The sequence below is a fragment of the bacterium SCSIO 12844 genome (assembly GCA_024397935.1).
Classification (GTDB): domain Bacteria; phylum Pseudomonadota; class Gammaproteobacteria; order Francisellales; family Francisellaceae; genus M0027.
Map to the genome: position 1 here is coordinate 1,045,212 of CP073743.1, position 25,420 is coordinate 1,070,631.

Consider the following 25,420-nt stretch of genomic DNA (forward strand, 5'->3'; position numbering starts at 1 on the left):
ATCAGTTGTATATAATTAATTTAATAAGTTTTTGATGATTGTGCATACAAAAAATAAAAGAGCAATATTTCACTTTGTAGTTTTAAAATTGGTTTTAGTCTGTGTTAATTAAATTGTTAATAGATGAAAGAGTATTAAGCAATTGATTTGATTTTGATATTTTTCATTTTTTCTTTTGAGTGCCAAAGTTCATATTGTGTTTGTAAGTTGATCCAAAACTCAGCAGAAGTATTAAATGCTTGAGATAACTTAATTGCCATTTCATAGCTGATACCAGTTTTTTCATTTAATAGGTTTGAAAGCGCTGGACGTGAGACTTCTAAAATATTTGCTAATTGAGTAATTGATAAATTAAGCTCATTAAAAAATTCTTCTCTTAATACTTCACCAACATGCGGTGGATTATGCATAGTCATAATTAATAGCCTCACTAATGATAGTCTTCATAGTTTGTCAGGTATACATTACCACTTTCAAATTCAAATGTAATACGCCAATTTCCGCTTACCATAATTGAATATTGATTTTTTCTATTACCTTTTAATTCATGAAATTTATATGAAGGTATGTTAGAAATATCTTCAAGGAGCACAGCAGCATTTAAGGTTGCTAATATACGCCTTAACTTAGACGCATGTTTTGCTTGTATACCTTTTGTATTTCCTGTTTCAAAAAATAGCTTTAAGCCTTTATGTTTGAAACTTTTAATCATTATCTAACTTAAATTTAATATTAGATTCATTTTAATATAAGTATATTGAAATAAATAAAAAACGTCAAGTGTAACTTTACAATTTACATAAATGATATCAGATTAAACATGAGCCTTTAATATATTTAAAGACTTAAGGGTTTTGATTTTTAATTCTTCTAAAATCACATCATCAGCAATCAATGGTGGTAGCCAATAAATAGTATTACCTAAAGGCCTAAGTAAAATGCCTTCTTTAACGGCAATTTGATAGAGTTTAAATCCAAGCCTTTCTTTTGGATTATTAACTTTTAAATCACAAGCAGTCATTGCGCCAACTTGGCGAATGTTATGAACCATTTGCGTTTCATGAGCAATCGATTCCATATGGCTTTTCATAATTTTACCCATATCATTAGCATGGTTAATAATATTATCTTCTTTAACAATATTTAACGCTTCTAATGCAATTGCTGCACCTAGTGCATTACCAGAGAAAGTATGTGAATGTAGAAATGATTTTCCCTTGTCATAGTCATCATAAAATAAATCATAAATCTCATCAGTAATCATCACACAACTAAACGGAAGCCAACCAGATGTTAAACCTTTAGATAAACAGACGAAATCAGGTTTAATCTGAGCATATTCACAAGCAAGAAACTTACCCGTTCGACCAATGCCAGTCATAATCTCATCAGCAATTAAATGAATATGATTGTCTTTAGCCCATGCTGCAAGTCGTTTAAGAAAATCAGGACTATAAACAAGCATACCACCAGCACCTTGTAAAATTGGTTCAAAAATAATCGCAGTGGCTGTATCTTTATATTTTTCAATTTCAGGTAATGCTTTTAACCAATATTCTTCTGCATTATGCCAAAGTGGGTCATTTTCTCCTGAAACATAAGGTATATGGTTGATAATAATAGGCTCAAGTAACATAGATTGATAAGCATCTTTATAAATACCAAGATCACTGACACTTAATGTTGCAGTTGTTTCACCATGATAACCATTTTTAAGTGCTATAAACTGCGTGCGTTTGGTTTCACCTTTGATAACTCGACTATGAATACTCATCTTCATAGCAATTTCAACAGCACATGAACCATCACCAGCATAGAAAGTTTTTGATAACCCTGGCAAAATATTTGTTAGTTTTTCAGATAGATTAACGATGGTTTCATAAGTTGTATTCGCAAAAATAACATGCTCAAATCGCTCTGCTTGATTAAATAGTGCTTGTTTTAATCTTGGGTGATTATGACCTAATGACTTACACCACCAACTTGAAATTGCATCTAAGATTTGTTGTTTATTTTTTAATGTAATATAACAACCTTGCGCACGATCAATAACTAAGGGTTTAAAGATTTCATAGTCCTTCATTTGCGAGCATGGGTGCCAGATTGTATTATGTGTTTTTTGATGTATAGTTTGATTCATTTAAGTTAACCTTGTAAAAATTTATGGTTGACTGTTGACTTACCTTACCATAGAATCAGCCAATCAACAATCATTAGATGGTTTAGGAAGTTTCAGTCGTGGATAGTATACAAACTGAAGAAAAATCAAATAAATATAATACAAATAGTCAATATAACAAACAAACAATTAGGCAGTTATTTGATCAACCTTTTTTAGAGGTTGTCTATCAAGCAGCTAGTGTCCATCGAAAGCATTTTAATCCACAAGAGATAGAACGGGCAACATTATTAAGTATTAAAACAGGTGCTTGTCCTGAAGACTGTGCCTATTGCCCACAAAGTGGTCACTATAATACCGATGTTAAAAAAGAAAACTTAATGAGTGTTGAAGCAATTTTAACAAAAGCAAAAATAGCCAAAGCTAATGGTTCAACACGTTTTTGTATGGGAGCGGCTTGGCGAAATCCTCCTGAAAAAGAAATTCCAAAGATTATAGAGATTATTAAAGAAGTTAAGGCATTAGGTTTAGAGACTTGTATGACTTTAGGCACTTTAAGTAAACCATTAGCCGATGCACTTAAAGAAGCAGGCCTTGATTTTTATAACCATAATTTAGATTCATCACCAGAGTTCTATAAAAAGATTATTACCACTAGAAGCTATGATGAGCGACTACAGACATTACAACATGTCCATGATGCAGGTATTAATATTTGTTGTGGTGGCATTATGGGTATGGGTGAAACAATTGATGATCGAGTCAATTTTCTTGAACAGTTATTATTATTACCACAGAGTCCTCAGTCGATTCCAATTAATCGCTTAATTGCAACAAAAGGGACGCCTTTAGCAGATACAAAAGAGATGGATCATTTTGATTTTATTAAGATGATTGCAATTACAAGAATTGTCTTTCCAACCTCTGTCATTCGTCTATCAGCAGGTAGATGTCAAATGTCTGATGAAATGCAGGCGTTTTGCTTTTTTGCTGGTGCGAATTCAATTTTTTATGGTAATGTACTTTTAACTTCTGCTAATGCAACCGTTGATGAAGATGTAATATTATTAAAAAAACTTGGGTTTAATATTACAGATAAGCCATTAAGCCAATGTAAAAGTTGATCTATGATTGAACTTTTAGCTAAGCGATTAGATAGTCATAAGTCTAAACAATTATGGCGTAATCGAATGATATTACAAAAGCAAGATGGTAATGTGTTTATACATGATAATGATCATATTATTAATTTTTCATCAAACGATTACTTATCGCTTAAAGAACACCCTCAAGTGAAAAATGCTTTAAAAGATGCTTTAGATTGTTATGGTTTTGGTAGTGGTGCATCAGCTGTTGTTAGTGGCTATTCAGATGTACAATATCGCTTAGAAGAAACATTTGCTGAATTTGTTGGTCGCTCAAAAGCATTGTTTTTTAATAGCGGTTATCATGCTAATTTAGGTGTGTTTTCATCATTAGCTAATCGCCATAGTAGCGTTTTATCAGATAAGTTAATTCATGCATCGATCATTGATGGCATACAATTATCAAGAGCAAAACATTATCGCTATCGTCATTTAGATATGAATCATTTTTCAAAATCGATGCAGCATAATAAAGCTCAAATTGCTGTGACTGAAAGTATTTTTAGTATGGAAGGAGATTTATCCCCATTAAATAATATGGCAAAAATTGTAAAGAAAAATGCTGCACTTTTTATTGTTGATGATGCACATGGTATTGGTGTGTTAGGTCGTAATGGTCAAGGTTGTTGTGAGCATTTTAATTTAAATGAAAATGAGATTGATGTACTGGTCTCTCCACTAGGTAAAGCAATTGGTGGCATTGGCGCATTTGTCTCAGGAAATGATACAATCATAGAGAGTATATTACAATTTTCAAGAAGTTATCATTATACAACTGCATTACCACCATTTATTGCACAAGGATTATTAGCATCATTAAACCTAGTAAAAAAGGAAATCTGGCGTAGACAAAAGCTACAAGAGCTTATTCTCTTTTTTATTCATAAGGCCAAACAATTGGGTTTAGAGGTAGTATCGGAAGATTTAACGCCAATAAAATCTATTGTAATTAAAGATAATCAAACGGTATTAGATGCACAAAATTATTTATTAGGTCATGGTTTTTTAATATCAGCAATAAGGCCACCAACTGTACCTACAGATACTGCTAGAGTTCGAATTTCATTAAATGTTATGCATACAGAGGCACAAATTAGTCAGTTATTAGAAAATTTAGCTCAATTTATTGAAGTTATAAGCAAATGAATGATCAAAGTATAAATACAAACTACCATGCTATTTTTATTTCAGGTTGGCAGTTTAAAACAACTATTTTTTCAGATATTGCTAGTCAATTTAATAGTTTTCAATTGATTGAGTATTTTGAAATTGAAGATAAAACGATTTCTTTTGAACAATATACTGAACAATTATATAGTCAACTGAAGTTATCGAAAATTAATAAAAACATCCTTATAGGCTGGTCTTTAGGTGGCCTATTTGCTTTAGAGATTGCTAGTAAACTCAAAGAAAAAATAGATGCTGTCATTTTAATAAATTCATCACCATTTTTTTCAGAATCTAAAGTAAATCATTGGTTTGGAATTAATCAGTTAGAAAAAGAAAAATTTTATTTTTTATTTGAAAATAATAAAACTAAATTATTAAGGCGCTTTATTAATTTAGTGTCATACCCTGTAATTAATAAAAATATATCTAACTATATTAGTCATGAGAGTGATGCTCATTGGTATTTATTATTGAAATTTTTATTTGAAACTGACTTAAGAGAGAAGCTTCAGTCATTAACAATTCCAGTCTTATTTATATTAGGCACAGAGGATGCTATTTTAAAAATTAATAAAGAGCAGTTAGTAAATCTGAATGTAAATATTCAGATTAAAAAAATGCAACAGGCAGGTCATATACCATTTATAACGCATCAAGAATTGACAGTTCATATAATTAAGGACTTTTTAGATGCAGCAGGTTAATTTAAATGAAGTAAAAAAATCGTTTAATCGTGCTGCAATAACTTACAGTAATCATAATTCGATTCAGCAATTGGCATTAGAGTATCTAACTAGAGAATTATTAAATGCACGATCAAATTTTTCAGTAGTATCTGATTTTGCATGTGGGGTAGGTTTAAGTACACAATATCTATATGATCATATATTACCAGATGAATGTTATGCTATTGATATTGCAGATTGTGCATTAAAACTTGCAAGTAAGCATCTTTGTAGCTATCAAGTTAAATTTATCGAAGCTGATTATAATAAATCTATATTAACAGATGGTCTTTTAGATTTAGCATTTTGTAATATGGGGTTTCAATGGAGTAGCGATTTTGCTTTAACTCTAAAGACAATGCATTATCAGTTATCTGATAAGGGTATATTGGCTTTTTCAATACCACTTTTAGGCACATTTTCTTATTTAAATCAGTGTAATAGTTTAAGTTTTTTGGCTTTAAAAGTTGTATTAGAGATGCTTAAGTCGGCTGGATTTTCAATTCTCTCATACGAGCAATTTTATAAATTATATAGCTTTAATACGCCATTAGCGGCATTACAAACACTTAAAGGCATTGGTGCAAATATAAGTCAGAAAAAAACAATTTCTGGCCTTATGACTTTAAAGAGTTTAAATGATTATTTTAAATATGCAAATCAGTATATTTTGGATTATCGAATCGGTTTATTTATAGCACGAAAATAATTGCATATAAGGAAAATTGTATGAGTTCATTTTTTATTACAGGTACAGATACAGAAGTAGGTAAAACTTACATTTCAACGTTATTGTTAAAGTATTTTAATCAACAAGGTTTATCAACGCTTGCTATGAAACCTATTGCATCTGGCTGTTATAAAAATGCTAATAAGCTTAATAATGAAGATGCATTACAATTGCAGCAAAATTCCTCAATTAAATTAGCCTATGAACAAGTAAATCCTTATGCTTTTCAACCAGCAATTGCACCACATATTGCTGCAGAATTGGTTAATAAAAAACTATCTGCAGCTGATGTTTATTATAGTATTAATCAATTCTTATCTTATGACTCTGATATTCAATTAATTGAAGGTGCAGGGGGGTGGCAATTACCATTGAATGCGCATGAAGTTTTAGCTAATGTGATTGCACAATTAAAATTGGATGTAATTTTAGTTGTTGGGATGAAATTAGGTTGTCTAAATCATGCTATTTTAACTGCACAATCGATTAAAGCTTTAGGCTGTCGATTAGTTGGCTTTATCACTAATGAAGTAACAGAAGAAAAAATGCCTTATCTAGACGAAAACCTTCAAAGCTTACAAAGTTTGATTGATGCGCCTTATTTGGCGCATGTAGGTTATAATCAAAAGCATGTAAATTTGCAGTATGACCTTGTTGAAGATGTTAGTGATATAATATAGTGTGAATTATCTAAATAATGTTATTTTTTAAGTGATTGTGTTATACTTATGTATAACTAAATAAAATAGAGGTTAGCATTATGTCATCATTATCTTTAAGACGCTCTGGTGGTGCTAATATTGTTAGTATTCCTAAGAAGATTCTTGAAATGTTGGATTTACATGTAGGAGACAAATTAGATATTCATGTTGAAGGAAACAAAATTATATTAGTGCCAGCTAAAGAAGAATTGACGCTTGAACAATTGATTGCTAATAGTCCTAAATCTAGTTTTAAAGTATTAGAAGAAGATGAAGATTGGATATCTGATCATATAGAAGGAACAGAAATTTGAAGGAGTATATTCCTAGTCAGGGAGATATTATTTGGTTGGATTTTCATCCAAGTTCAGGTTCTGAAATTATTAAACGAAGGCCTGCAGTTGTATTATCAAAAACAATTTTTAATGAGCATACAGGCTTTGCAATTGTTGTACCTATTACCAGTACGAAACGTGATAATCAATTTGAAGTGGACTTACCTAAAAAATGTAAGACTCAAGGTAATATTTTAACATATCAAGTTAAATCAGTTGATTATAAGTCGAGAAATGCTAAGAAAATTGAAGTATGTCCACAGACATGTGTAGCGCAAATATTGCAAATAACTCAATTAATTATATCCTAGTAGAGGCGTTGATTTATTGCGCCTCAGTTAAAATTGTTGCTAAATCTAGACAGTTACTTCCTAATACTTGCTTCACCTGAGGCAAAGGTTTTAAGTGTTTTATCAGGCAGTTCAAATTTTAAATGTCCATGCTTATTGATGCCTTTTGCAATACCATGATAACTATGTTTGCCACTTACAATATCGATTGTTTGGTTAAATAATAAGTCTCTTTCTTGCCACTGAGGTAAAAAGGGTGTTAATCCATTTAATTGATAAGTTTCAATGACTGTTAGTGTATGCTCAATCATTGAAATAATTAAAAGGTTTCTATCTTGATAAGTTTGACTTGCTTGATAAATTGAGCTCCAAGGTTGTGTGATAGATTTGTTAGCTTTACTGTCAAATTGCATATTTACATTTATGCCAATTCCAATGACTAAACGGCATTGACCATTCGCTTCTGCTTGAGCCTCAATTAAGATCCCACCAAGCTTTTTATCATCATAAAAAATATCATTTGGCCATTTTAGCTTTAATTGTTTAGGTAATTGGCATGTAGATTCAATTGCTTGAGTAATACCAATACCAGTAGCTAATGCAAGACCACTTAATTCGGTAATATCAATATCAGGAGAGATAGCGATTGATAGATAAATATTTTGACCAAATGGTGCATACCAGGGTTTACCAAAACGTCCTTTGCCTTTTGTTTGTTGCTCAGATAGACAAATAATCGGCAGATCGTGAGCTTCAGTTTTTAAAGTATTTAAAAAATCATTTGTAGACTCTAACGTTTCAAAGGTATTGATTGTTTTTATTTGTTTTACATAAGCTGCAATTTTATCTTTATCAATTAAGAATAATGGCTGTTTAAATTGATAGCCTTTACTTTTAATTGAATCAATTTCTATACCATAGGTTTGTAATTTTTTAACATATTTCCAAATTGCTGTGCGTGAAACATTTAACTTTTCACCAATTGCATTACCATCATGAATCTGAAGGTCACTTAAAAGATTGCAAAACTGGATTAATGCTTTAGGTGTTTGTTTCATATTATCTCTTAATTTTCTAAAAACGCTAAAACTTCTTCAAGCCTTGGTGTTGACCTTTGAGCTCCTGCTCTGGTCACAGCAATAGCTGATGCGGCATTAGCAAATTTAACGGCCTCTAAAGTAGACTTACCTTGAATTAATGCATAAGCTAAAGCACCATTAAATGTATCACCAGCAGCAGTAGTATCAACTGCATCAACTTGATACCCTGGAACTAATTTTTGATGATCATCATTATATAAGTAAGCACCTTGTGCGCCTAATGTAATAATCACCTCGTTAATGCCCATTTTTCTAAATATTTCACTAGCATGAAATGCACTTAATTCATCGGTTACTTTAATACCTGTTAATATTTCTGCTTCAGATTCATTGGGTGTAATGATATCAATAGATTGATAGTGTGATTCTTTTATTGCAATAGCAGGGGCTGGATTAACAATTAACTTTGCTTGTGTATGCTTATTTTTTTCAATTAAATATTCTATGGTTTTAATAGGTACTTCCATTTGAGTTAGTACAATTTCTGTAGAATCAAGTAAAGTACTAATTTTATCAATATGCTTTTTGGATAATAGGCTATTGGATTCTGGGGCTACTGAGATGGCATTTTTACCTTCATCAGTTACCGCTATTAATGCAACACCAGAAGCTTCACCTTCACGATAAATATAGTCAGTATTAATACCTTCTTTTTTAAAGTTGTTAATTGCATTATTCCCAAATTCATCCTTACCAATACAGGCAACAAATGTTATATCTGCACCTAATTTAGCAGCAGCAATCGCTTGATTAGCACCTTTACCACCTTTGTGAATATTAAATTTGCCACCTAAAACAGTTTCACCTTCAGAAGGGATATGCGGTACTTTGACTACTAAGTCAGTATTTGAACTACCGATAACAACAATGGACATAATCAACCCTTAAATAATTTTTGAAATCACAATTAATGCTAAACCTACGATATATAATAAAAACATCAGTGTTAATAGTTTATTGGTTCCTTTGGGAGCAGATGAAAATTCTTTCCAAATAAATACACCCCAAATGGCAGCAATTAACGTAGCACCCTGGCCTAAGCCATATGAAATAGCAGCGCCTGCAAGATTAGCTGCAATAAAGTTTAGTGTTGAGCCAATTCCCCAAATAATACCACCTAGAATACCAATAAAATGTAGCCAAAGATTACCTTGGCAAAAGTAATCTTTAAAATTTAGTTTTTTACCTGTGATGGGAAATTTCATCATACAGCCATTAATAATAAAATTAGAGATAAAAATACCAACTGCAAAAATAAAACTTGCAGAATAAGCGCTCATCAAGCCATTTTGTGGCTGATAAACGTTAGTAATCATACTACTTGCAACAAAGCGATAGAAAAAGCCCATCAAAATCCCAGAGATAATGGCAATAATAATCCCTTTGGTAACGCTTGTATTTTGAATTGAGCTAATGCGCTTATAAGCAAGTGCTGTGCAGATAATTGCTAAGGTAACTAAAACAACACCAGTAAATATTAATAAAGGATTACCAATTGGCATTTCTATATAATTAACAATAACACCAATCACAAGCGCTAACCCAATGGCAATTGGAAAGGCAATCGACATACCAGCAATATCAATGGCAGCAACTAGTAGAATATTAGCTAAATTAAAAATAATACCACCAATAAATGCTGAAGTTATTGCCGTAGCTGATGCTTGGGATAAATCATTAAAAAATGAACGTCCAGCATCACCAAAGCTGCCCATGGTAATTCCAATAACAAAGGAAATAATAAGAATGCCTAAGGCATAATCCCAATAAAATAGTTGAAATGGCCAGGATTTGGTTGCAAGTTTTTGTGTATTAGCCCAAGAACCCCAGCATAACATGGTGATAATACAAAATAACACAGCGATTGGGTATGACTCTAGTACAAACATCTAAATTCCCTTTTCACATAAGGTGAGTGTATGTTAATAAAACATATTATTAACTAAGTGGGGTGAGTATAGCATAGTGATTAATAGGATTAAATAATTTGAGTTTTATTTTAGTTATTCTCTAAAGTAGATGAAAAAGCATGTGTGAAATCATATGGCTTTTGATCAATTCCAGAGCAATTAGGGTTTGCGCCTAAACCGCAATTACCTGTTTTATTTTGATTTCGATCTATATCTTCCGACCAAAAAGCAACGCCAGCTAAATGATTGTCTTTGACAAATTGAGCTACTTTAGTTGCATCACTTGGATAGAAAATGCTTTGGTCATAATCAACACCAATTTTAGGTGTTAAGCGGATCATAGACCATATTGTTTGATCAGGTAGATTTGGAAAAATAGCTTTTAACTGTTCAAATCCTTTATTAGCAGCAGCAATAACACTATCAGCGATTGGACCAGGTAATTTTTGTGCATACCAAGCCATTGTCATCATATTATATTCATAAATATTAACACCTTTAGCTTTAGCATCTTTAATAATTTGAATGGCTTGAGCTGGAAAGCCATCAATATTAGCGGGTAGTGTTAACGAGACTTTTAAATTTGGGTCTTTTTGTTGTAGTGCTTTTAGTGCATTGAGTCGGTTAGTATTCGCCTCAGTATCACCTAAAGCCCCACCCTCGATATCAAAGTCAATAAATGTAGGCTGGTACATATTGATTGCTTCTTGATAAACATTTTCCAATTCTGTTTGAGTGCAGGCGCTCGCAACTGATGAACCATTTTCGCCACCAAATGATATGCCAATACTACCACCTTTTGATTTAAGATAGTTAACATCATTAACATAAAACTTATCTTTTAATGCTAATGAAGGAGAGCCACCCCAGGCAGCAAAACAATTTTGACTCCAGGCATTTTGAGTAATAAAAGCTAAAATATATGAATAGTTATTTGAGTTATCAGCTATTTCTTGTAAGTTTGAATGCGCAGGTGTTGTTGACCATACCATGTTGTAAGTGACATCTTTAAATGGCATTAATTCAGTATTCGATGGGGTATTCGTATAGGTAATATTAACCGACTGTGTTTCTTTATTTGCTATAAATGTTTTAGGTTCAATCGATGCAATGTAGCCATTAATCGATGAGGCAGTTAAAGTCCAAGTCTTTTGGTTTTGAGGTATTTTGACAGAATAGGCGCCATTATTGGTAATCGTAATGGTTTTTTTATCAGCGCTATTGCTATCTGAAAGTGTTACAATTAATTGATTTTGATCATCTTGTGGGAAATCTTTGACTGTTATATTAACCATTTCATTAGGTAGTACTACACCAATATAGTGTACATTCTTACTTGTTGTGTTATTTGTTGTAATTGTAACGTTTTGAGTTGTTTTATCTGCTTGATAGTTTGTATTGTTATCAATAAAATTAGGTGTTTTAAGTATGTAATTTACACCTAAGTCAGAAGCATTTAATTGATCTATATGATTGCTACCTTGATGTAAGTAACCAGATTTGATAATTGTACCTGAGTTATCGGTTAAAGAATAAGGTGCATCAATAGATGGGGTATTACCATTAGTTGAAACATTAACCAATAAATTACCCGTTTTAGGTGGGATAGGTGGAATATAATTAATTGAAACATTCTGTACTTGGGTATTTGATAAAGTAAATGTTGCAGGTTCAGCATAGCCTGTTCCACCTTTAAGGCTAAGTACACTAACTGAGAATTTTTGTGAATCTGAAGAGAATTCAACAGGAATGGAGGTTGTTGAGTTCCAAGATTTATTATTAATTTCAGCAATTTGAGTGTCTTTTTCTAATATAATGACATCAGCTAAAGTATTATCAGTAATATACTCTGGCTTTTGAGGTAATTGTATTTTTATTGTTGCTTGTGATGTTGGTTCACTAGAGCCAACATGAAAATTACTAATTTCAAATTGATTACTAGAAGGCGAAAATTGTAATGTAGCGACTTGATTGGCAGGTAAAATATATGCCTGATCTTTGGGCCACCATTTTTTAACGGTAACTGAAAAATGATTATTATTTTGAGTATATTGGGCATTAGCTGGTAACCCCCATATTGAGCTAATCGTTACATGATTGCTTAAATCAAAGGAAATAGGGTTTTTATCTAAATTCGTATCTTCAGTACAGTGAAATTTAATGATTCCAATCCAACCAGGTGATGCACTATCTAATAGACAATCTGCAAGTGCAGTTGATGATAATGCTGTAATGATAGATGCTGAGATTAGTTTGATTGATCGATTCATTTGCTACGCCCCTTAGCTTAATTTAACTCCAAGTAATCTGAAGCATTGTAAATAATTTTTGCTGTGATGTAAAAGATATTGCTGATTATTAAATGGGTATTATGGTTTATGACTTATAGCTTGTGCGCCACATTTTAGATACGTTATTGATTAATTTTTCTCTTTTTTCTGTGGGCAAGACGGTTAAAAACTGAAGTCCTGTTCTTTGTTCAATGTTAGCAATTGAGACTCTGTATTTTATTACATTTTTCTTTTTAACACTGGCATTAGGCATAACAAAAGCGATTGCCTCATTTGTTATTGGCGCATAGATAATTTTAAAGAAGTATTCAGGTACAAGAATTTTATTTTTACCAATTGTTTTATGATTTTTTGAATTTTTAAATATTGGGCCAGTGTAGACATAAACTTCTTTTTTATAACCAGTCCAGAATCTAACATCTTTTTCTAATTCTGCCCAGCCTTGGCGGTTAAGTCCTGATTTTTGAGGAGACATATTTGAAAGGTAAAAAGATTCTTTAGCTGATTCTTTAGAGAAATCCATAGCAGCATAAGGTGCTAGATGACCTCGATCATAACCTGATTTTCGATAATCTGATAGCTCTGCTCTATATTTAGCAGGAACGGCAGGGTCAGGTTGAAAATCATCACGGCGTTTGATTTTGTTGCTAACTGATTTGCTAGTTAATTTATATGCTACCCAACGAGGTTGTTTAGTATCATAGCTGTAGTCAACAATATAACCTTCACGACACAAATAAAGATTAGCATTAGCAGGATTGCCATATTTAAGAAAGTTATGACAGTAGTTAGTAATAAGGGGTAGGGTAGTTACAGATTGTGTATCGGCAAGAGAGATGTTAAATATTAGGAAAAATAATAGTACGATTGTTTTTTTCATTTTAGATATTCCATCTTTATAAATTCAAATTAATTCTACTTGATTGAATTTAAATGGATAATATTTTTTTATTAAGCGTCTATTTTTTAATTTATTGACGGCATTTTTACATCCTCTAAGAGGTTACTTTGTTTTAATTGATAGGGCTGATTGAAAAGGATAGAGTATTATATGTCAGACCAATTACTGTTAATTTTATCTATTGCCAATTGCTTATTATCAGTTGTCGTAAACTTAACAAAGAGATTAACAACGCCACTTCCATAGTATCCTCTAAGAGTTAAAGAATTATTTTGATTATTCACTATTTTTAAAGCACCTACTGTAAATGTATGGCGACAAGAGCAAATATCATTCATTACAATTTTTGTATTTGATGGTAAGACCTTACTTAAAGATCGTTTTATTTCTCTTGGAATTGATTTATGTCTGCCAGATATTTTAATCATGTTGTTTTGCCCATTCTATATAGCGATAAACTGTACCTCTTGAACCTATATTTAGTGATTTGCATATTTCAGTAACAGTCATATCACCTTGCTTATATAACTTATAAACTAGTTTTGATTTATTTTTGGCCTCATCTGATAATCCCTTTTTACGACCACCCAAACGGCCTCTAGCACGAGCAGCAGTAAGTCCAACCTTGGTACGTTCTTTAATTAAATTGCGCTCAAAATCTGCCATTGCACCGAATATATGAAAAACAAGTTTACTACTAGCTGTAGATGTTGATAATTTAAAATTAAATGGGCATAAAGCTAAACTTCAAACTGATATTAATGCCTTAGTTGTTGATTTTAGTGGTAAGGGTGATCTAAGTCATGAAATTAGATTTATACCTAATACTATGACATACGCAACTTTCTCGCGTGATCAAAATGGACTCATTATGGGAAAATATTCTTGTAAAAAAATTAACAATCCTTTTTTAGAGTGAGTTACAGAAAAAAACTGTTCTAAAGCAGCACTCATATTTTAACTTAGACTTCCATTTTCTAAAAATTTATTAAGTTGATTGTTTAACAAGTATTCTGCATTAATACCAAGAGTTTTTAAAACAATTACTTGTGTCAATTTGTCAAAAAAACGTAAATAGGTTTGTAAGTTAATCCCACTAGAATCATCCCATGGTATTTCCCTCATCCAATCATCAACATATTCTCTTTGCCTATCTATCGGAAGTTTGCCTGAATGAGCTATCTGGTTTCGTAAGGCATGAAAAATATTATTATTTTGTGCCTGATAGTTGTTAGGCCAATATTTATTCAGAATAAAATTAATGATTTCTTTTAAATTATTAGATTCATCTTTTGGAGTAGCGCCTTTAGGGTTTTTCTCATGTGGATATAACCATTCCCAAATAACCATATTGGAGAGAAACCTTGCTTCTGTATTAGGTATATTTGCATGATTAAACAGCATTTTAAGATGAAATCCATTCTCATATTGAACTTGCCAATTTTTGTCGAAAAGTTTCTCAAATAGTTGTCTAAAATGAGATTCTATTACACTTTGATTTTCCATACGGAGTTCTTTTAACCTTGATATTGGTTGCAAAGGATAACATTTATAATTTCTTCTTGACTTTAGTCCCCAATTATAACCCGTGAGGATTGAACCAATTAACAAAATATCTTCTACTAACTTTCTTTTTCTTAATTTATCTCTTGTTCCATAGTTACCATCAAGATAGAGAATTGAATCCTGCTGAATCCCTTCAAATTCAATATATGCAGTTTGATGATGTTTTTTAAAATTGCTTGAACTCATAAATATTATGGGTTGGGTATGAATACAATACTTGTCTATCTTTATCAAAAGAGTACTATTTGAATTGGAATGTAGATAAACGTTATCAAGTAAATATTTTTTCATATTATATTTTAAGTCCATTAAATTAATTATTTTTAAGTATAGTTTGATAATTACTCAGCAAATATCATAAAATTAATAGACTTAGTTACAATTTTATCAAATCCGTTAAATGTTCCATAAAACGTTCGTTTTGAAGGGCAATTTAGTTTAGCTCGTTATGTTTATTTTGAAACAATACAAGTCAATACATGCAATTAAAATTTCAATATAATGTCTCCGAATTAAAAAAGCAAATCAATGGAGTAATTTTATGCTTAAAGAAAAGGAAGTAAAAAAAATATCAGATTTTAGTGATATTCCTAAGGAAGTTACGACAATTATACTTTCTTTAAAATGTCTAAAAGATGAAGAGTTTTGTAAGAGTATAAAAGAAGGTATTTCTAAGCATGTCTCGGCAGTTTTTTTTAAAGGAAATTTGGATGATTATCTCCAATTAATAGAATCTCCACAAATATTAGAAAAGCTTCTGCCTAAACATATCCTATCTATTAAATTTAGTGGAACTGTTTTGCAACAGCTTAGTGAGGGGCAGCAAAGACAGTTAATAAATAACTTGCCTGACTCTATCAAGCAAGTTAATTTTTATAATATTAGTTGTGACGGGTATGAGCCCAGCATTGAGTTAATGAAACATGTTATAGATAAAAATATGACACTCTGTAGCCATCGTGCTTCATACTTACCGTTATACCAAAAATACAACTGCTTAACGTTGAATTGTCATAGTTTTATACATATGGACAAAAATTCATTTAAGGAAAAAATGGATAATATGCCTGGTGCTAACAAACTTTATCTTATAGGTCAGCTGGGTCATTATAGTGATAATAAGGATTTGATAATAGAAAAATTCAAAATGCTTGATGAGAGATTTGAATCAGTTGATCTTCAAAAAAATGATTTATTATGTTTTGGTATTAAAAATATAGTTCAGCTAATAAAAGCACTCCCTGACTCTGTTAAACGCATTAATATTTCTGGCAATGGTTTTTTTCAAGATCCAAATATCAGTACTATTGGTGGTATTGAAGACTTATTTAAAATTTTTCATGAAAAAAATATTGAAGTCATTGCTGAGCATGAAGTTGTTCATGAGTATCATAATTATTGTAAAAAAGATAAGAAAATAGTCATTGGTGATGATCAATGTCAAGCGGCTCAAAATTCCAACAGTGAACCAGTTTTAAAACAAGATAATCAAGAATCTTCATCACCTCCCTATTTGGTCTACAGTGCGGGATTAATGCTTGCGGCTGCCTCTTTTTATGCTTTAACCAATATATAGGAAAAATAAGGATAAATTTAATGAAAGGTACTGAGCTGTGTAAGTGAACTTTAAAAAATTTAGAACTGTATGGGTGTGTGATTAAACTCAATAGTGAGAAAAATAGATTAACCATTGATTACCCCGAACATAAAAGAACTTCCGTTTGTGCTTTAATATTTAATTGCCAAAATGAAATAGCTTATAAATAGCTTTTATGATTTTTATAAAGATCCAGACTCAAATTTTAAATGCCAAATTGAAATTGATGGAGATAATAAGAACGGGAGCAATGCTTATAGAAAGATGTATGCTTCTAATCCTAAATTTTATTATTTAGAATATGAACTAAAATGTTTCTTCTTTAGGCTTTGTTGTATTTTAGTAGAAATTCAAATAATAGTTCAGTGTTAAGTTGCGCCATTTGCTCTTTGGTCATTACAGTTAAATCAATTAATTCAAAACTATTAAAAGCGTATTTTTTAGCAAGCTCGACATCTTCAAATAGATCATAAACTAAATTTAAATAAGGATAGGGCGAAGTTTCACCATGATAAAATACTAGAGTAATTACGATAGGGAGCTTATCATTGCCAGCATCTAAATGTCCTTGCATAATTTGAATTTCATAAGCCATTTTTCGGCTCTGTTGCAAAGATTTCCATCAGTTTATTTTTTATACAATCATGGATTCTTTGGGCGCAATTAAACTGCGAGTGAGTTAAATTGTTCAAAAATAGTTTGATTAGCACAATGTGTATGTTGGCCTTTTCTTAACATATTAATTAATTCATAACCTGCTAAAGTTGATTCAGCTGATTTAAATGTTTTAAATCCAAGCATTGGTTTCATTCGTCTTTTGATAAATCGATGATCTTGCTCAACCTGATTATTCAGATATTTAATTTGACGATCTTCAACCCAACAATATGGCCAAATTCCTATTTAGATGTAACATACAATTTAATAAGATAATAGCTGCATCATTAGCACTACTTTTATCAATGGTAATACACTCAGGCAAGCCATGCTGGCCAATGGCTTTTTTAAGAAACTTAAAGGTTGCTTCTTCATCTCTTTTTTCAGAAAGCATAAACTCTAAGGTATCACCATCTTTATCAACGGCTCGATAACTTAAGGAATAAGACAAATACCAACGAACACATTGAAGATAAAGATACTTTCAAATTGACGATATTTAAATGAATTTATGGAGTAAGCTCTTATCTAAAATCAGTTAGAGTAATTCAAGTTGAGATCATTTGTCAAAGTTGCAACAGAGCCATATTTATTCAGACAAGTTATCAATACTGAGTTATTTGTCATTTTTTTCAGTTTTTAAATATTATAAAGTCATTATATTGTTTTTTTTAAATTAAAAAATAAAAAAGGGTTGCATTATGACTAAAAAACATACTTTTATTCCATTTGAGAAAGAGAAATCTGAAAAAACATATAAAGAAGCTCAAAATTGGCGAAAAGGTCAATTTCAGAAAAAAGATCATAAAGTTGAAGATTGGCCTAAACCCATTACTTATGATGGAAAGAAGATACTATCACACGTTCAAACAGGAGATAAAATATATGCATATGCTCATGGATTGCAAGCAGCATGCGAAATTACTAATACTAGAATGAACCAAAAGGGAAGAGAACGTATTACGCCTGAGACATTTGTTGATAGACTAATTGAAAGTGGGTTATCAACAGATAAAACACCATTTCAACTTAATTTATTTATGTGTCAAAGTGGTAAAACATATGATACTTACGGTTCTAAGGCTGACCCAAGCTTAAAAGGCAAAGTAATTGCTGGAGAAGTTACAAAAGCTTTGAAAGAAAAAGGCTTTCGAAATGTAAAAATAGTTGGCTATACTGAACCATTAAAAGCAGCTATTACCAGAATTTATGATGAGGATAAAAAAGATTATATTTTTCGCTCAGGCTATGTTGAGATGGACACAAAAGGTGACCTAACAAGTAAAGAAGGAAGAGCAAAAAATGTTCAAAGAATATTTAATATTGACCTAAAAGGTAATATATCTGACTCAATGCCTGATGGTAGTATATATCATCAACCAAAGGTCGCCAGACCAGTAAGTGACCCACCTACTATTTCTAAAAGCTTGTATGAACGAGCATTAAGAGAAGTAACTAGGTCTCCAGAGTTAGATTAACTCTGAACTAGGGCTCTGATGCAAAAAATTATGATTTTGCTAAACTTCTGCCAAATTAAATACAGAGTGTTTTAAATGATCATCATGTTAGCAATTCGTTGGTATTTGTCTTATTCCTTAAGTTATCGAGCCGTTGATAAAGATGGTGATACCTTAGAGTTTATGCTTTCTGAAAAAAGAGATGAAGAAGCAACCTTTAAGTTTCTTAAAAAAGCCATTGGCCAGCATGGCTTGCCTGAGTGTATTACCATTGATAAAAGTAGTGCTAATGATGCAGCTATTATCTTATTAAATTGTATGTTACATCTAAATAGGAATTTGGCCATATTGTTGGGTTGAAGATCGTCAAATTAAATATCTGAATAATCAGGTTGAGCAAGATCATCGATTTATCAAAAGATGAATGAAACCAATGCTTGGATTTAAAACATTTAAATCAGCTGAATCAACTTTAGCAGGTTATGAATTAATTAATATGTTAAGAAAAGGCCAACATACACATTGTGCTAATCAAACTATTTTTGAACAATTTAACTCACTCGCAGTTTAATTGCGCCCAAAGAATCCATGATTGTATAAAAAAACTGATGGAAATCTTTGCAACAGAGCCCCTAATTGAGCATTACTGACATAAGGTTAAAACAGCAATTAGAAAAAAGATGAGAGATATTAAAATGACATTAACTGATGCAATGGAAATAGTGCTAGATAAACTAACTATTTATTAGTGGGTGATGCTATACATAAAAAACCAATTCCTTGATTACGCCACTTGATTTGGGTATAGTGAATTTAATCAATTTTTACAGATACTTATTCAATGACTGCTTTAGAAAAAAAATCAATCTTCTCCTTGGCATCCATTTATTCTTTTAGAATGTTGGGTTTATTTATGATTCTGCCTATATTCACTCTCTACGCACACCAAATTAAAGATGCCACTGCGCTATTAATTGGAGTTGCATTAGGTGTTTATGGATTAACTCAAGCCCTACTACAAATTGTATTTGGCATGAGTTCTGACAAACTTGGAAGGAAACCAGTAATTATTTTTGGTTTATTACTATTTATCATTGGAAGTATTATTGCAGCAGAATCTCAAACTATATATGGCATTATTTTGGGGCGAGCCATTCAAGGTGCAGGCGCGATTGGAAGTACATTAACAGCGATGGTGGCTGATACCACCCAAGAGGAAAATCGAATGAAAGCGATGTCTATAATTGGCATGACTATCGGCTTATCTTTTATTGGTGCTATGATGTTAAGCCCAATTTTAAGCAGTTTCATTGGACTATCTGGTATTTTTTGGCTTACTGCATTTTTAGGCTTCATTGGTATTATTATTATATTAACCATTACACCAACCTCTAAAGAGCATCTGCTTCATCGAGATTGTGGAACAGTATCAAATCAACTGTTAAAAGTTATTACCACACCAGAACTTATAAGATTAAATTATGGCATATTTACTTTACATGCGATCCTAACAGCTCTTTTCATTATTATTCCAGTGATACTCACTTCAACCATTAACCTTAAACCAGATTTACAGTGGATAATATACTTGCCAGTACTTATTTTGTCCTTTGCCCTAATGCTTCCCTTTATTATCATTGCCGAAACAAAAAGAAAAATGAAACCTATTTTCTTGGGTGCAATAATTTTATTAACTTTGACTCAAGTATTGCTACTTGGCTTTCATCACAATATCATCTCTATTAGTTTTATATTATTACTGTTCTTTGCAACATTTACTTTCTTGGAAGCATCTTTGCCTTCTCTTGTATCTAAAATTGCCCCAGCTGGAAATAAAGGAACAGCTATGGGTATATACTCTAGCTTGCAATTTTTAGGTATTTTTGTTGGTGGTGTTTTTGGAGGAATCATCTATCACGTCTTTGGCATAAATGGTATTTTTATTTTTTGTGCTTTACTCTCAGCGCTATGGATTCCTGTTGCTGCTTCAATGAAAAAACCAAAACATTTGAGCTCTAAAGTTATTCCTTTGCTAAAAATAACCTCTGGGATACAAGATAAACTAGCATCCTTAAAAGGGGTTTCAGATGTAATGGTATGTCCAGATGAAATGGTTGCATATCTTAAAATTGATAAGTTACTTTTTGATGAACATGAACTAAAATCTTTAATAAATTAAAAAAATATATCGATAACATCATTGATATTATTTCAATATCGAATTAATATTCAATAACAGATACATCACTTGAAAGAAATATGCAGTGAGACCCTAGTAACTTCATTTACCAATTTAATTTTATTTCCTTATATTATTCTAGTGAGTATAACTAAACTCAGCATCACGCGGTACTTGATGATTAGTAAAGTAAACATTTACTTGATCACCAGAGTTTAAATTGCTAATTGAATGTTGGTAGACGCCGTTACCTGATGGTGTCATATTATAACCACCGATATTCTGACCATTAACATTTATATGTGCAACAGCGAATGGACCTTGATGTTCATAATAAACAACAGCTGTATTTTGATTTTTTTCAATTTAATAAAGATTCTAAAACGATAAAGTTATCTTAATTATTATGATGAAATCAAAAATTACTTTGCTTTATCTAAGTACATTAGCACTTCTTCATAAATTGCATCAATTGTATGATTTGCAACTTGATGATACTGTCCTGTTGCACCAGCATTTTGTGATAGGGCAATGATCGTTTTAGTATTTTTAAAATAGGCATATGTTGTTGCATAGCCTAAATAATTACCCGTATACATCCAAATTTGGCCATATTTTTTATCATACATTACACCAACACCTAATCCATAGCAGCCCTTAACTTTTGATAAGCACTTACTATTAATATCCTTATTACTGACATTTTCACCTTTTTTAGAAGGTAATACTAAACCAACTTTTTGGATTTTGTCATGCCCTGGGAATAGATTTGTATCAAACCATGCACGAGTTAATAGTGTTAATGCATGAGTTGTACCAGTTAGACCGCCAGCTGGACCAACATAATCAAGTGGTACAATGGTTACATCTTGATTTGGACTAAATAATGGTGAATCTAATTCGTTTGCTGTCTCTTCAGGTAAGTAACCGTGTAGCATATTACGATAAAGATAAGTGTTATATTGCATGGCATAGTAAATTGGAACACTGTATTGTTTTTGTAGCGGTTTAATAATAAATTTTTCTAACATACTGCCATAAGATTTTTTAAAATATTTTTCAATAATCATTCCTGCAATAATATAGTTTGTATTTGAATAACCCCAATTTGTACCTGGTTTAAAGCATAAATTATCTTGATTACAGCCATTTTTCATTTGGTATTTTGCTGCCAATGAAACTAATCGATTAAGTGAATAATTGGTATAGTATGGGTTAATGGTATTTATAATTTTAGGCATTGAATATGTGGTGATACCACTGGTCATATTTAATAATTGTTCAGGTGTCACATTACTCCATTGTTGTGGCCATTTATTTTTTGTAAATTTTTCAGGAAATAGTTTAATTAATGGGGTTTGTAGCGTAATTTTACCTTCATCAACTAATTTTAAAATTAAAGCAGCAGTATACTCTTTTGTAATACTACCGTATTGAACAAGATTTTTAGTTGAAGCAAGTTGGCCATCTTTTTGTTTAACACCAGCAACAAAATCACGTGGTTGATTTTCATTAGGTAATAAAACACTGACTTCTACTGCAGTAACAGGCACATTATTTTGTTTAGCACTATTTAAAAATGTTTTAGTTAAAAGATTAATATCTCTGTTTAATTCACCACTAGAATTAGCGAGTACATTTTGAGAAAAGCTGAAAGTTATTAAAATGACAAATAATGAGATTAGCTTGTTCATGCTTTATACCTATGTTGTTATTATATTGGATAACATAATTTTAATTATAGAATAATTAAACTAAACCGTATTTTTACGGTATCAAACTTTGGTAATATATGTTGTATTAATGATTCTAAAGGAGATGAAATATGCCATTTATACAAGCAAATAACATAAAATTTTATTATGAACAGCAGGGTAGTGGTAAAGATTTAGTATTAATTAGTGGTCTATCAGCAGATCATAATGCTTGGGCTTTTGTTTTACCAGAATTAACTAAGCATTATAAAGTTACTGTTTTTGATAATCGAGGTGCGGGTCAGTCAGATGTACCAGAAGGTAATTATTCAATTGATATGATGGCTGAAGATACCAAAGCAATTATGGATGAATTAAATATAGACTTAGCTTATGTTGTTGGCCATTCAATGGGTGGTATGATTGCAGAGCAGTTAGCTATTAAATATCCACAAAAGGTCAATGCATTGGGTATTGTTTGCTCTGCCGCTAAACGAAATGCTAGAAGTAATCAATGGTTAGAATTAAGTGGTAAAATGATTGAAGCTGAAGTTGATGTCCCAATTATTGCAGATTACACTTTTTCATATTTATTCGGTAGTGATTTTATAGCCAATGCCTCTAATGCGCAAAATTGGTTAGATTTAATTTTATCTAATCCATATCCACAAACTTTAGCTGGCTATAAAAGCCAATTGTATGCAACACAAACTTATAATGCGCTGGATACATTAGCAGAAATTAAAACAAAAACACTCATTATTGCTGGTAGAGATGATATATTAACACCTTTAAGTGCATCTGAAGCCATTCACCAAGTAATTAATCAATCGGAATTAACTATTTTACCATGTGGCCATATGCCGAATATTGAATGTCCAGAGAAATTAGCTGATGAAATTATCAATTGGTTAAATTAGTTTTATTGTAATATCTCTATGTAAATTAATACCATTTGTAGAGACGTCGATTTATCGAGTATCAATATTATATATTTGTTTTTTATAAATTTTTTATGAAATATTTAATAGATATCATGGGTTTCAGTATTGCTAGCTGTATTTTGTACTAGCCATGGGCATGGGTTCTCATTTAGCGTTGTTTCATTACACATAAATACAACAGAATCATTACTACTATCAGAATCATCATGATCAACATAACTATAACCAACGCCAGGGTCGCACTTTAAAAGTCCGCCATTAAAAGTACACTCTGCCTGTGTTTTACTAAAATGAATCACATATTTTCCTGTATTTAAGTCCACTGCGCCATCACTCGATATAGGTTTACCATAGCCATTGGTTACAGTAATATCTCCCAAACCAACGGCATTGATCATTGAGCTTGATATCTCTCCTCCATCATAATCAAAAGTAAGCATATAGGAACCATCACCAGAAGCATCAACAAATTGATTTAAACAATCACTTGCATCACATAAGGCAGAACTTAATGTGACAGGTCCAATGTTCCCAGAAGGGTTAGTAACACGGCTTTGCCAAGCATATATTGGTGTTTCATATGGATAGCTAGGAGTTGGCATATAATCAATAATATTCATATAGTGATCCAACCATATATTACCAATTTGATCACCTGTGGTTGTATCTTGTACCGTGACTATAAGACCTAAAGCCTTATTTTCACCAGTACAATTATCACCAAAAAGACCATTATCATCTTCAAAGCTGAACGTTTCTTCTTGTTGGGAGCCAATCGTAAGTGGTAAACCTTCAGCTTTATTATTGCTAATGCAATAACTGCTTGAATTATATTCTATTTTAATATTGAAGTTTGTATTATTTCTTATATAAACGCTATAGTTTGCACTTGAAAAGGCAACATTACCTAAGCTTAAAAAAATAATGAGTAAACCAATAAGGCAGTTAATTATACTTAAACAGATAGTTTTCATAAATATAGTCCCCTATAGCTTGAGTTATAATTATATTTTCTTGATAATCATTAGAGTCTTTTTATGTTTAAAAAGATCAAATAATGATCAAACTATTGTTTAGTAGCTTAAATGATACACTTGCTTAAAGTAAAACAAAGGTCAAATCGTTTGACCTATATACTAGTTAGTAAGATAAAGTGAGTTATCGGTAGATCAATAAAAAATTAATCTAATATTTCACTTAAGATAATAATTCTTGCAATTTCCTGTAATTCGTACTTTGTGGTACAACCTAATTTTTTTGAAGTTGCAGCAGAGATTTTATGTAAATAATGATGGGAGCAGCCGGTTAGTAAAGCAAGTTCTTTAGAAGAAGCAGAAGTTGCAGCAGCAGCTAAAAATGTGATTTCACTCGCAGTTAAGTTAAGTTTCTTAGTTAATGTTGATTGGTAGTTATGTGGATACCATAGCTTTAAATCATTAGTTAGCTTAATTTGATTGGTACAGCGAAAAGAGGTATACATTAGCCGTGTTATTGATAGACAAAGACCAAAAAAGCTTGCTTTTTTGCCCTCTGATAAATTTTCATAAAAATCTGATTTCAAATGAAAAATAGTAACAATATGTACTTTTTTGCACTGTTTAGTAAATAATAAAAACGTTTTATCATTGTAAATAAAATACTCAACTAGTTTTGCGCGTTTGAGCATTTGGGTTAAAGTCTTATTTAAAAAGGCTAATAAGTTGGATTCATCTAAAGTCGAAATTACATTAAAGCTTGAATTATCATAAATTTTTAGATAGGTAAATCCTAAAATTGAATTCGATAAAACGAGCTGGGAGATTTTATCAACTTGTAATTGATTGGCAGTTGTATCAGCCATTATTTGAACACTCATTTGCCACCATATATCTAGATACCAGTAATAGTAATTATAGCAGTTGTAGTTTTT

General features: G+C 31.4%; 28 protein-coding genes and 1 pseudogene. 12 read left to right on the plus strand and 17 right to left on the minus strand.

What is annotated here, in order from left to right; translation table 11 throughout:
• Window positions 1–134: 134 nt before the first annotated feature.
• The 3 genes from KFE69_05055 to bioA all read right to left on the minus strand — a co-directional run bounded on the left by KFE69_05055 (window position 135) and on the right by bioA (window position 2,140).
• Entirely contained in the window at window positions 135–416 is a 282-nt protein-coding gene (locus KFE69_05055) for a HigA family addiction module antidote protein (protein UTW43465.1), read from the minus strand.
• A gap of 14 nt (window positions 417–430) precedes the next feature.
• Window positions 431–712 (minus strand): type II toxin-antitoxin system RelE/ParE family toxin, encoded by a 282-nt coding sequence (locus KFE69_05060; protein ID UTW43466.1) that lies wholly within the window; start codon window positions 710–712, stop codon window positions 431–433.
• Window positions 713–814: 102 nt separating this feature from the next.
• Window positions 815–2,140 carry an adenosylmethionine--8-amino-7-oxononanoate transaminase gene (bioA, locus tag KFE69_05065; GenBank protein ID UTW43467.1) on the minus strand — a complete coding sequence of 442 codons (1,326 nt, stop codon included), beginning with the start codon at window positions 2,138–2,140 and terminating at the stop codon, window positions 815–817.
• Window positions 2,141–2,247: 107 nt separating this feature from the next.
• On the opposite strand from bioA, the gene bioB reads away from it, so the two are divergent.
• The 7 genes from bioB to KFE69_05100 all read left to right on the plus strand — a co-directional run bounded on the left by bioB (window position 2,248) and on the right by KFE69_05100 (window position 7,236).
• Complete coding sequence (gene bioB, locus KFE69_05070; protein UTW44013.1) at window positions 2,248–3,243, plus strand: biotin synthase BioB; 996 nt, start codon at window positions 2,248–2,250, stop codon at window positions 3,241–3,243.
• Window positions 3,244–3,246: 3 nt separating this feature from the next.
• Window positions 3,247–4,410 carry an 8-amino-7-oxononanoate synthase gene (locus KFE69_05075; GenBank protein UTW43468.1) on the plus strand — a complete coding sequence of 388 codons (1,164 nt, stop codon included), beginning with the start codon at window positions 3,247–3,249 and terminating at the stop codon, window positions 4,408–4,410.
• Entirely contained in the window at window positions 4,407–5,138 is a 732-nt protein-coding gene (locus KFE69_05080) for an alpha/beta hydrolase (protein UTW43469.1), read from the plus strand. Before KFE69_05075 ends, KFE69_05080 begins: the two co-directional genes overlap by 4 nt.
• Complete coding sequence (locus tag KFE69_05085; GenBank protein UTW43470.1) at window positions 5,125–5,868, plus strand: methyltransferase domain-containing protein; 744 nt, start codon at window positions 5,125–5,127, stop codon at window positions 5,866–5,868. Before KFE69_05080 ends, KFE69_05085 begins: the two co-directional genes overlap by 14 nt.
• A 20-nt stretch (window positions 5,869–5,888) precedes the next feature.
• Window positions 5,889–6,569 (plus strand): dethiobiotin synthase, encoded by a 681-nt coding sequence (gene bioD, locus KFE69_05090; GenBank protein UTW43471.1) that lies wholly within the window; start codon window positions 5,889–5,891, stop codon window positions 6,567–6,569.
• An 80-nt stretch (window positions 6,570–6,649) separates the two neighbouring features.
• A complete protein-coding gene (locus KFE69_05095; protein ID UTW43472.1) occupies window positions 6,650–6,904 on the plus strand; it encodes an AbrB/MazE/SpoVT family DNA-binding domain-containing protein in 255 nt (84 codons plus the stop codon).
• Window positions 6,901–7,236 (plus strand): type II toxin-antitoxin system PemK/MazF family toxin, encoded by a 336-nt coding sequence (locus tag KFE69_05100; protein ID UTW43473.1) that lies wholly within the window; start codon window positions 6,901–6,903, stop codon window positions 7,234–7,236. The genes KFE69_05095 and KFE69_05100 overlap by 4 nt, the downstream gene beginning before the upstream one ends.
• A gap of 53 nt (window positions 7,237–7,289) precedes the next feature.
• Here the strand turns inward: KFE69_05100 and KFE69_05105 are convergent, their stop codons facing one another.
• The 8 genes from KFE69_05105 to KFE69_05140 form a co-directional block, all read right to left on the minus strand.
• Window positions 7,290–8,273 carry a biotin--[acetyl-CoA-carboxylase] ligase gene (locus KFE69_05105; protein UTW43474.1) on the minus strand — a complete coding sequence of 328 codons (984 nt, stop codon included), beginning with the start codon at window positions 8,271–8,273 and terminating at the stop codon, window positions 7,290–7,292.
• Window positions 8,274–8,281: 8 nt separating this feature from the next.
• Window positions 8,282–9,190 carry a ribokinase gene (gene rbsK / locus KFE69_05110; protein UTW43475.1) on the minus strand — a complete coding sequence of 303 codons (909 nt, stop codon included), beginning with the start codon at window positions 9,188–9,190 and terminating at the stop codon, window positions 8,282–8,284.
• Between the two features lie 9 nt (window positions 9,191–9,199).
• Window positions 9,200–10,204, minus strand: coding sequence for a multidrug DMT transporter permease (locus KFE69_05115; GenBank protein UTW43476.1), 1,005 nt, complete (start codon window positions 10,202–10,204; stop codon window positions 9,200–9,202).
• Between the two features lie 110 nt (window positions 10,205–10,314).
• Window positions 10,315–12,495 (minus strand): hypothetical protein, encoded by a 2,181-nt coding sequence (locus tag KFE69_05120; protein UTW43477.1) that lies wholly within the window; start codon window positions 12,493–12,495, stop codon window positions 10,315–10,317.
• A gap of 106 nt (window positions 12,496–12,601) precedes the next feature.
• Window positions 12,602–13,396 (minus strand): DNA/RNA non-specific endonuclease, encoded by a 795-nt coding sequence (locus tag KFE69_05125; GenBank protein ID UTW43478.1) that lies wholly within the window; start codon window positions 13,394–13,396, stop codon window positions 12,602–12,604.
• A 167-nt stretch (window positions 13,397–13,563) separates the two neighbouring features.
• Window positions 13,564–13,845, minus strand: coding sequence for a hypothetical protein (locus KFE69_05130; protein ID UTW43479.1), 282 nt, complete (start codon window positions 13,843–13,845; stop codon window positions 13,564–13,566).
• A complete protein-coding gene (locus KFE69_05135) occupies window positions 13,838–14,083 on the minus strand; it encodes a recombinase family protein (protein UTW43480.1) in 246 nt (81 codons plus the stop codon). The genes KFE69_05130 and KFE69_05135 overlap by 8 nt, the downstream gene beginning before the upstream one ends.
• Before the next feature lie 291 nt (window positions 14,084–14,374).
• A complete protein-coding gene (locus tag KFE69_05140) occupies window positions 14,375–15,274 on the minus strand; it encodes a hypothetical protein (protein UTW43481.1) in 900 nt (299 codons plus the stop codon).
• 250 nt (window positions 15,275–15,524) lie between these two features.
• On the opposite strand from KFE69_05140, the gene KFE69_05145 reads away from it, so the two are divergent.
• Window positions 15,525–16,559, plus strand: coding sequence for a hypothetical protein (locus tag KFE69_05145; GenBank protein UTW43482.1), 1,035 nt, complete (start codon window positions 15,525–15,527; stop codon window positions 16,557–16,559).
• 343 nt (window positions 16,560–16,902) lie between these two features.
• On the opposite strand, the gene KFE69_05150 is transcribed toward KFE69_05145, so the two are convergent.
• The 3 genes from KFE69_05150 to KFE69_05160 all read right to left on the minus strand — a co-directional run bounded on the left by KFE69_05150 (window position 16,903) and on the right by KFE69_05160 (window position 17,688).
• Window positions 16,903–17,175, minus strand: coding sequence for an Rpn family recombination-promoting nuclease/putative transposase (locus tag KFE69_05150; GenBank protein UTW43483.1), 273 nt, complete (start codon window positions 17,173–17,175; stop codon window positions 16,903–16,905).
• 68 nt (window positions 17,176–17,243) lie between these two features.
• Window positions 17,244–17,483 carry a DDE-type integrase/transposase/recombinase gene (locus KFE69_05155; protein ID UTW44014.1) on the minus strand — a complete coding sequence of 80 codons (240 nt, stop codon included), beginning with the start codon at window positions 17,481–17,483 and terminating at the stop codon, window positions 17,244–17,246.
• Window positions 17,455–17,688, minus strand: coding sequence for a DDE-type integrase/transposase/recombinase (locus tag KFE69_05160; protein UTW43484.1), 234 nt, complete (start codon window positions 17,686–17,688; stop codon window positions 17,455–17,457). The genes KFE69_05155 and KFE69_05160 overlap by 29 nt, the downstream gene beginning before the upstream one ends.
• A 250-nt stretch (window positions 17,689–17,938) precedes the next feature.
• Here KFE69_05160 and KFE69_05165 point away from each other — a divergent pair, with 250 nt between their 5' ends.
• The 3 genes and pseudogenes from KFE69_05165 to KFE69_05175 all read left to right on the plus strand — a co-directional run bounded on the left by KFE69_05165 (window position 17,939) and on the right by KFE69_05175 (window position 20,873).
• Entirely contained in the window at window positions 17,939–18,715 is a 777-nt protein-coding gene (locus KFE69_05165; protein ID UTW43485.1) for a hypothetical protein, read from the plus strand.
• 75 nt (window positions 18,716–18,790) lie between these two features.
• Window positions 18,791–19,265, plus strand: a pseudogene (locus tag KFE69_05170) (DDE-type integrase/transposase/recombinase).
• Window positions 19,266–19,535: 270 nt separating this feature from the next.
• Entirely contained in the window at window positions 19,536–20,873 is a 1,338-nt protein-coding gene (locus tag KFE69_05175) for an MFS transporter (GenBank protein ID UTW43486.1), read from the plus strand.
• A 422-nt stretch (window positions 20,874–21,295) separates the two neighbouring features.
• Here KFE69_05175 and KFE69_05180 read toward each other — a convergent pair whose 3' ends face one another.
• On the minus strand, window positions 21,296–22,567 hold the full coding sequence (locus tag KFE69_05180; protein ID UTW43487.1) for a beta-lactamase family protein: 1,272 nt from the start codon (window positions 22,565–22,567) through the stop codon (window positions 21,296–21,298).
• Between the two features lie 131 nt (window positions 22,568–22,698).
• On the opposite strand from KFE69_05180, the gene KFE69_05185 reads away from it, so the two are divergent.
• The gene (locus KFE69_05185; protein ID UTW43488.1) at window positions 22,699–23,487 is read left to right on the plus strand and encodes an alpha/beta hydrolase; all 789 of its coding nucleotides are present in this window, start codon (window positions 22,699–22,701) and stop codon (window positions 23,485–23,487) included.
• Between the two features lie 104 nt (window positions 23,488–23,591).
• On the opposite strand, the gene KFE69_05190 is transcribed toward KFE69_05185, so the two are convergent.
• Window positions 23,592–24,485 carry a hypothetical protein gene (locus tag KFE69_05190; GenBank protein UTW43489.1) on the minus strand — a complete coding sequence of 298 codons (894 nt, stop codon included), beginning with the start codon at window positions 24,483–24,485 and terminating at the stop codon, window positions 23,592–23,594.
• Between the two features lie 206 nt (window positions 24,486–24,691).
• Window positions 24,692–25,366, minus strand: coding sequence for a hypothetical protein (locus KFE69_05195; protein UTW43490.1), 675 nt, complete (start codon window positions 25,364–25,366; stop codon window positions 24,692–24,694).
• Window positions 25,367–25,420: the final 54 nt, after the last annotated feature.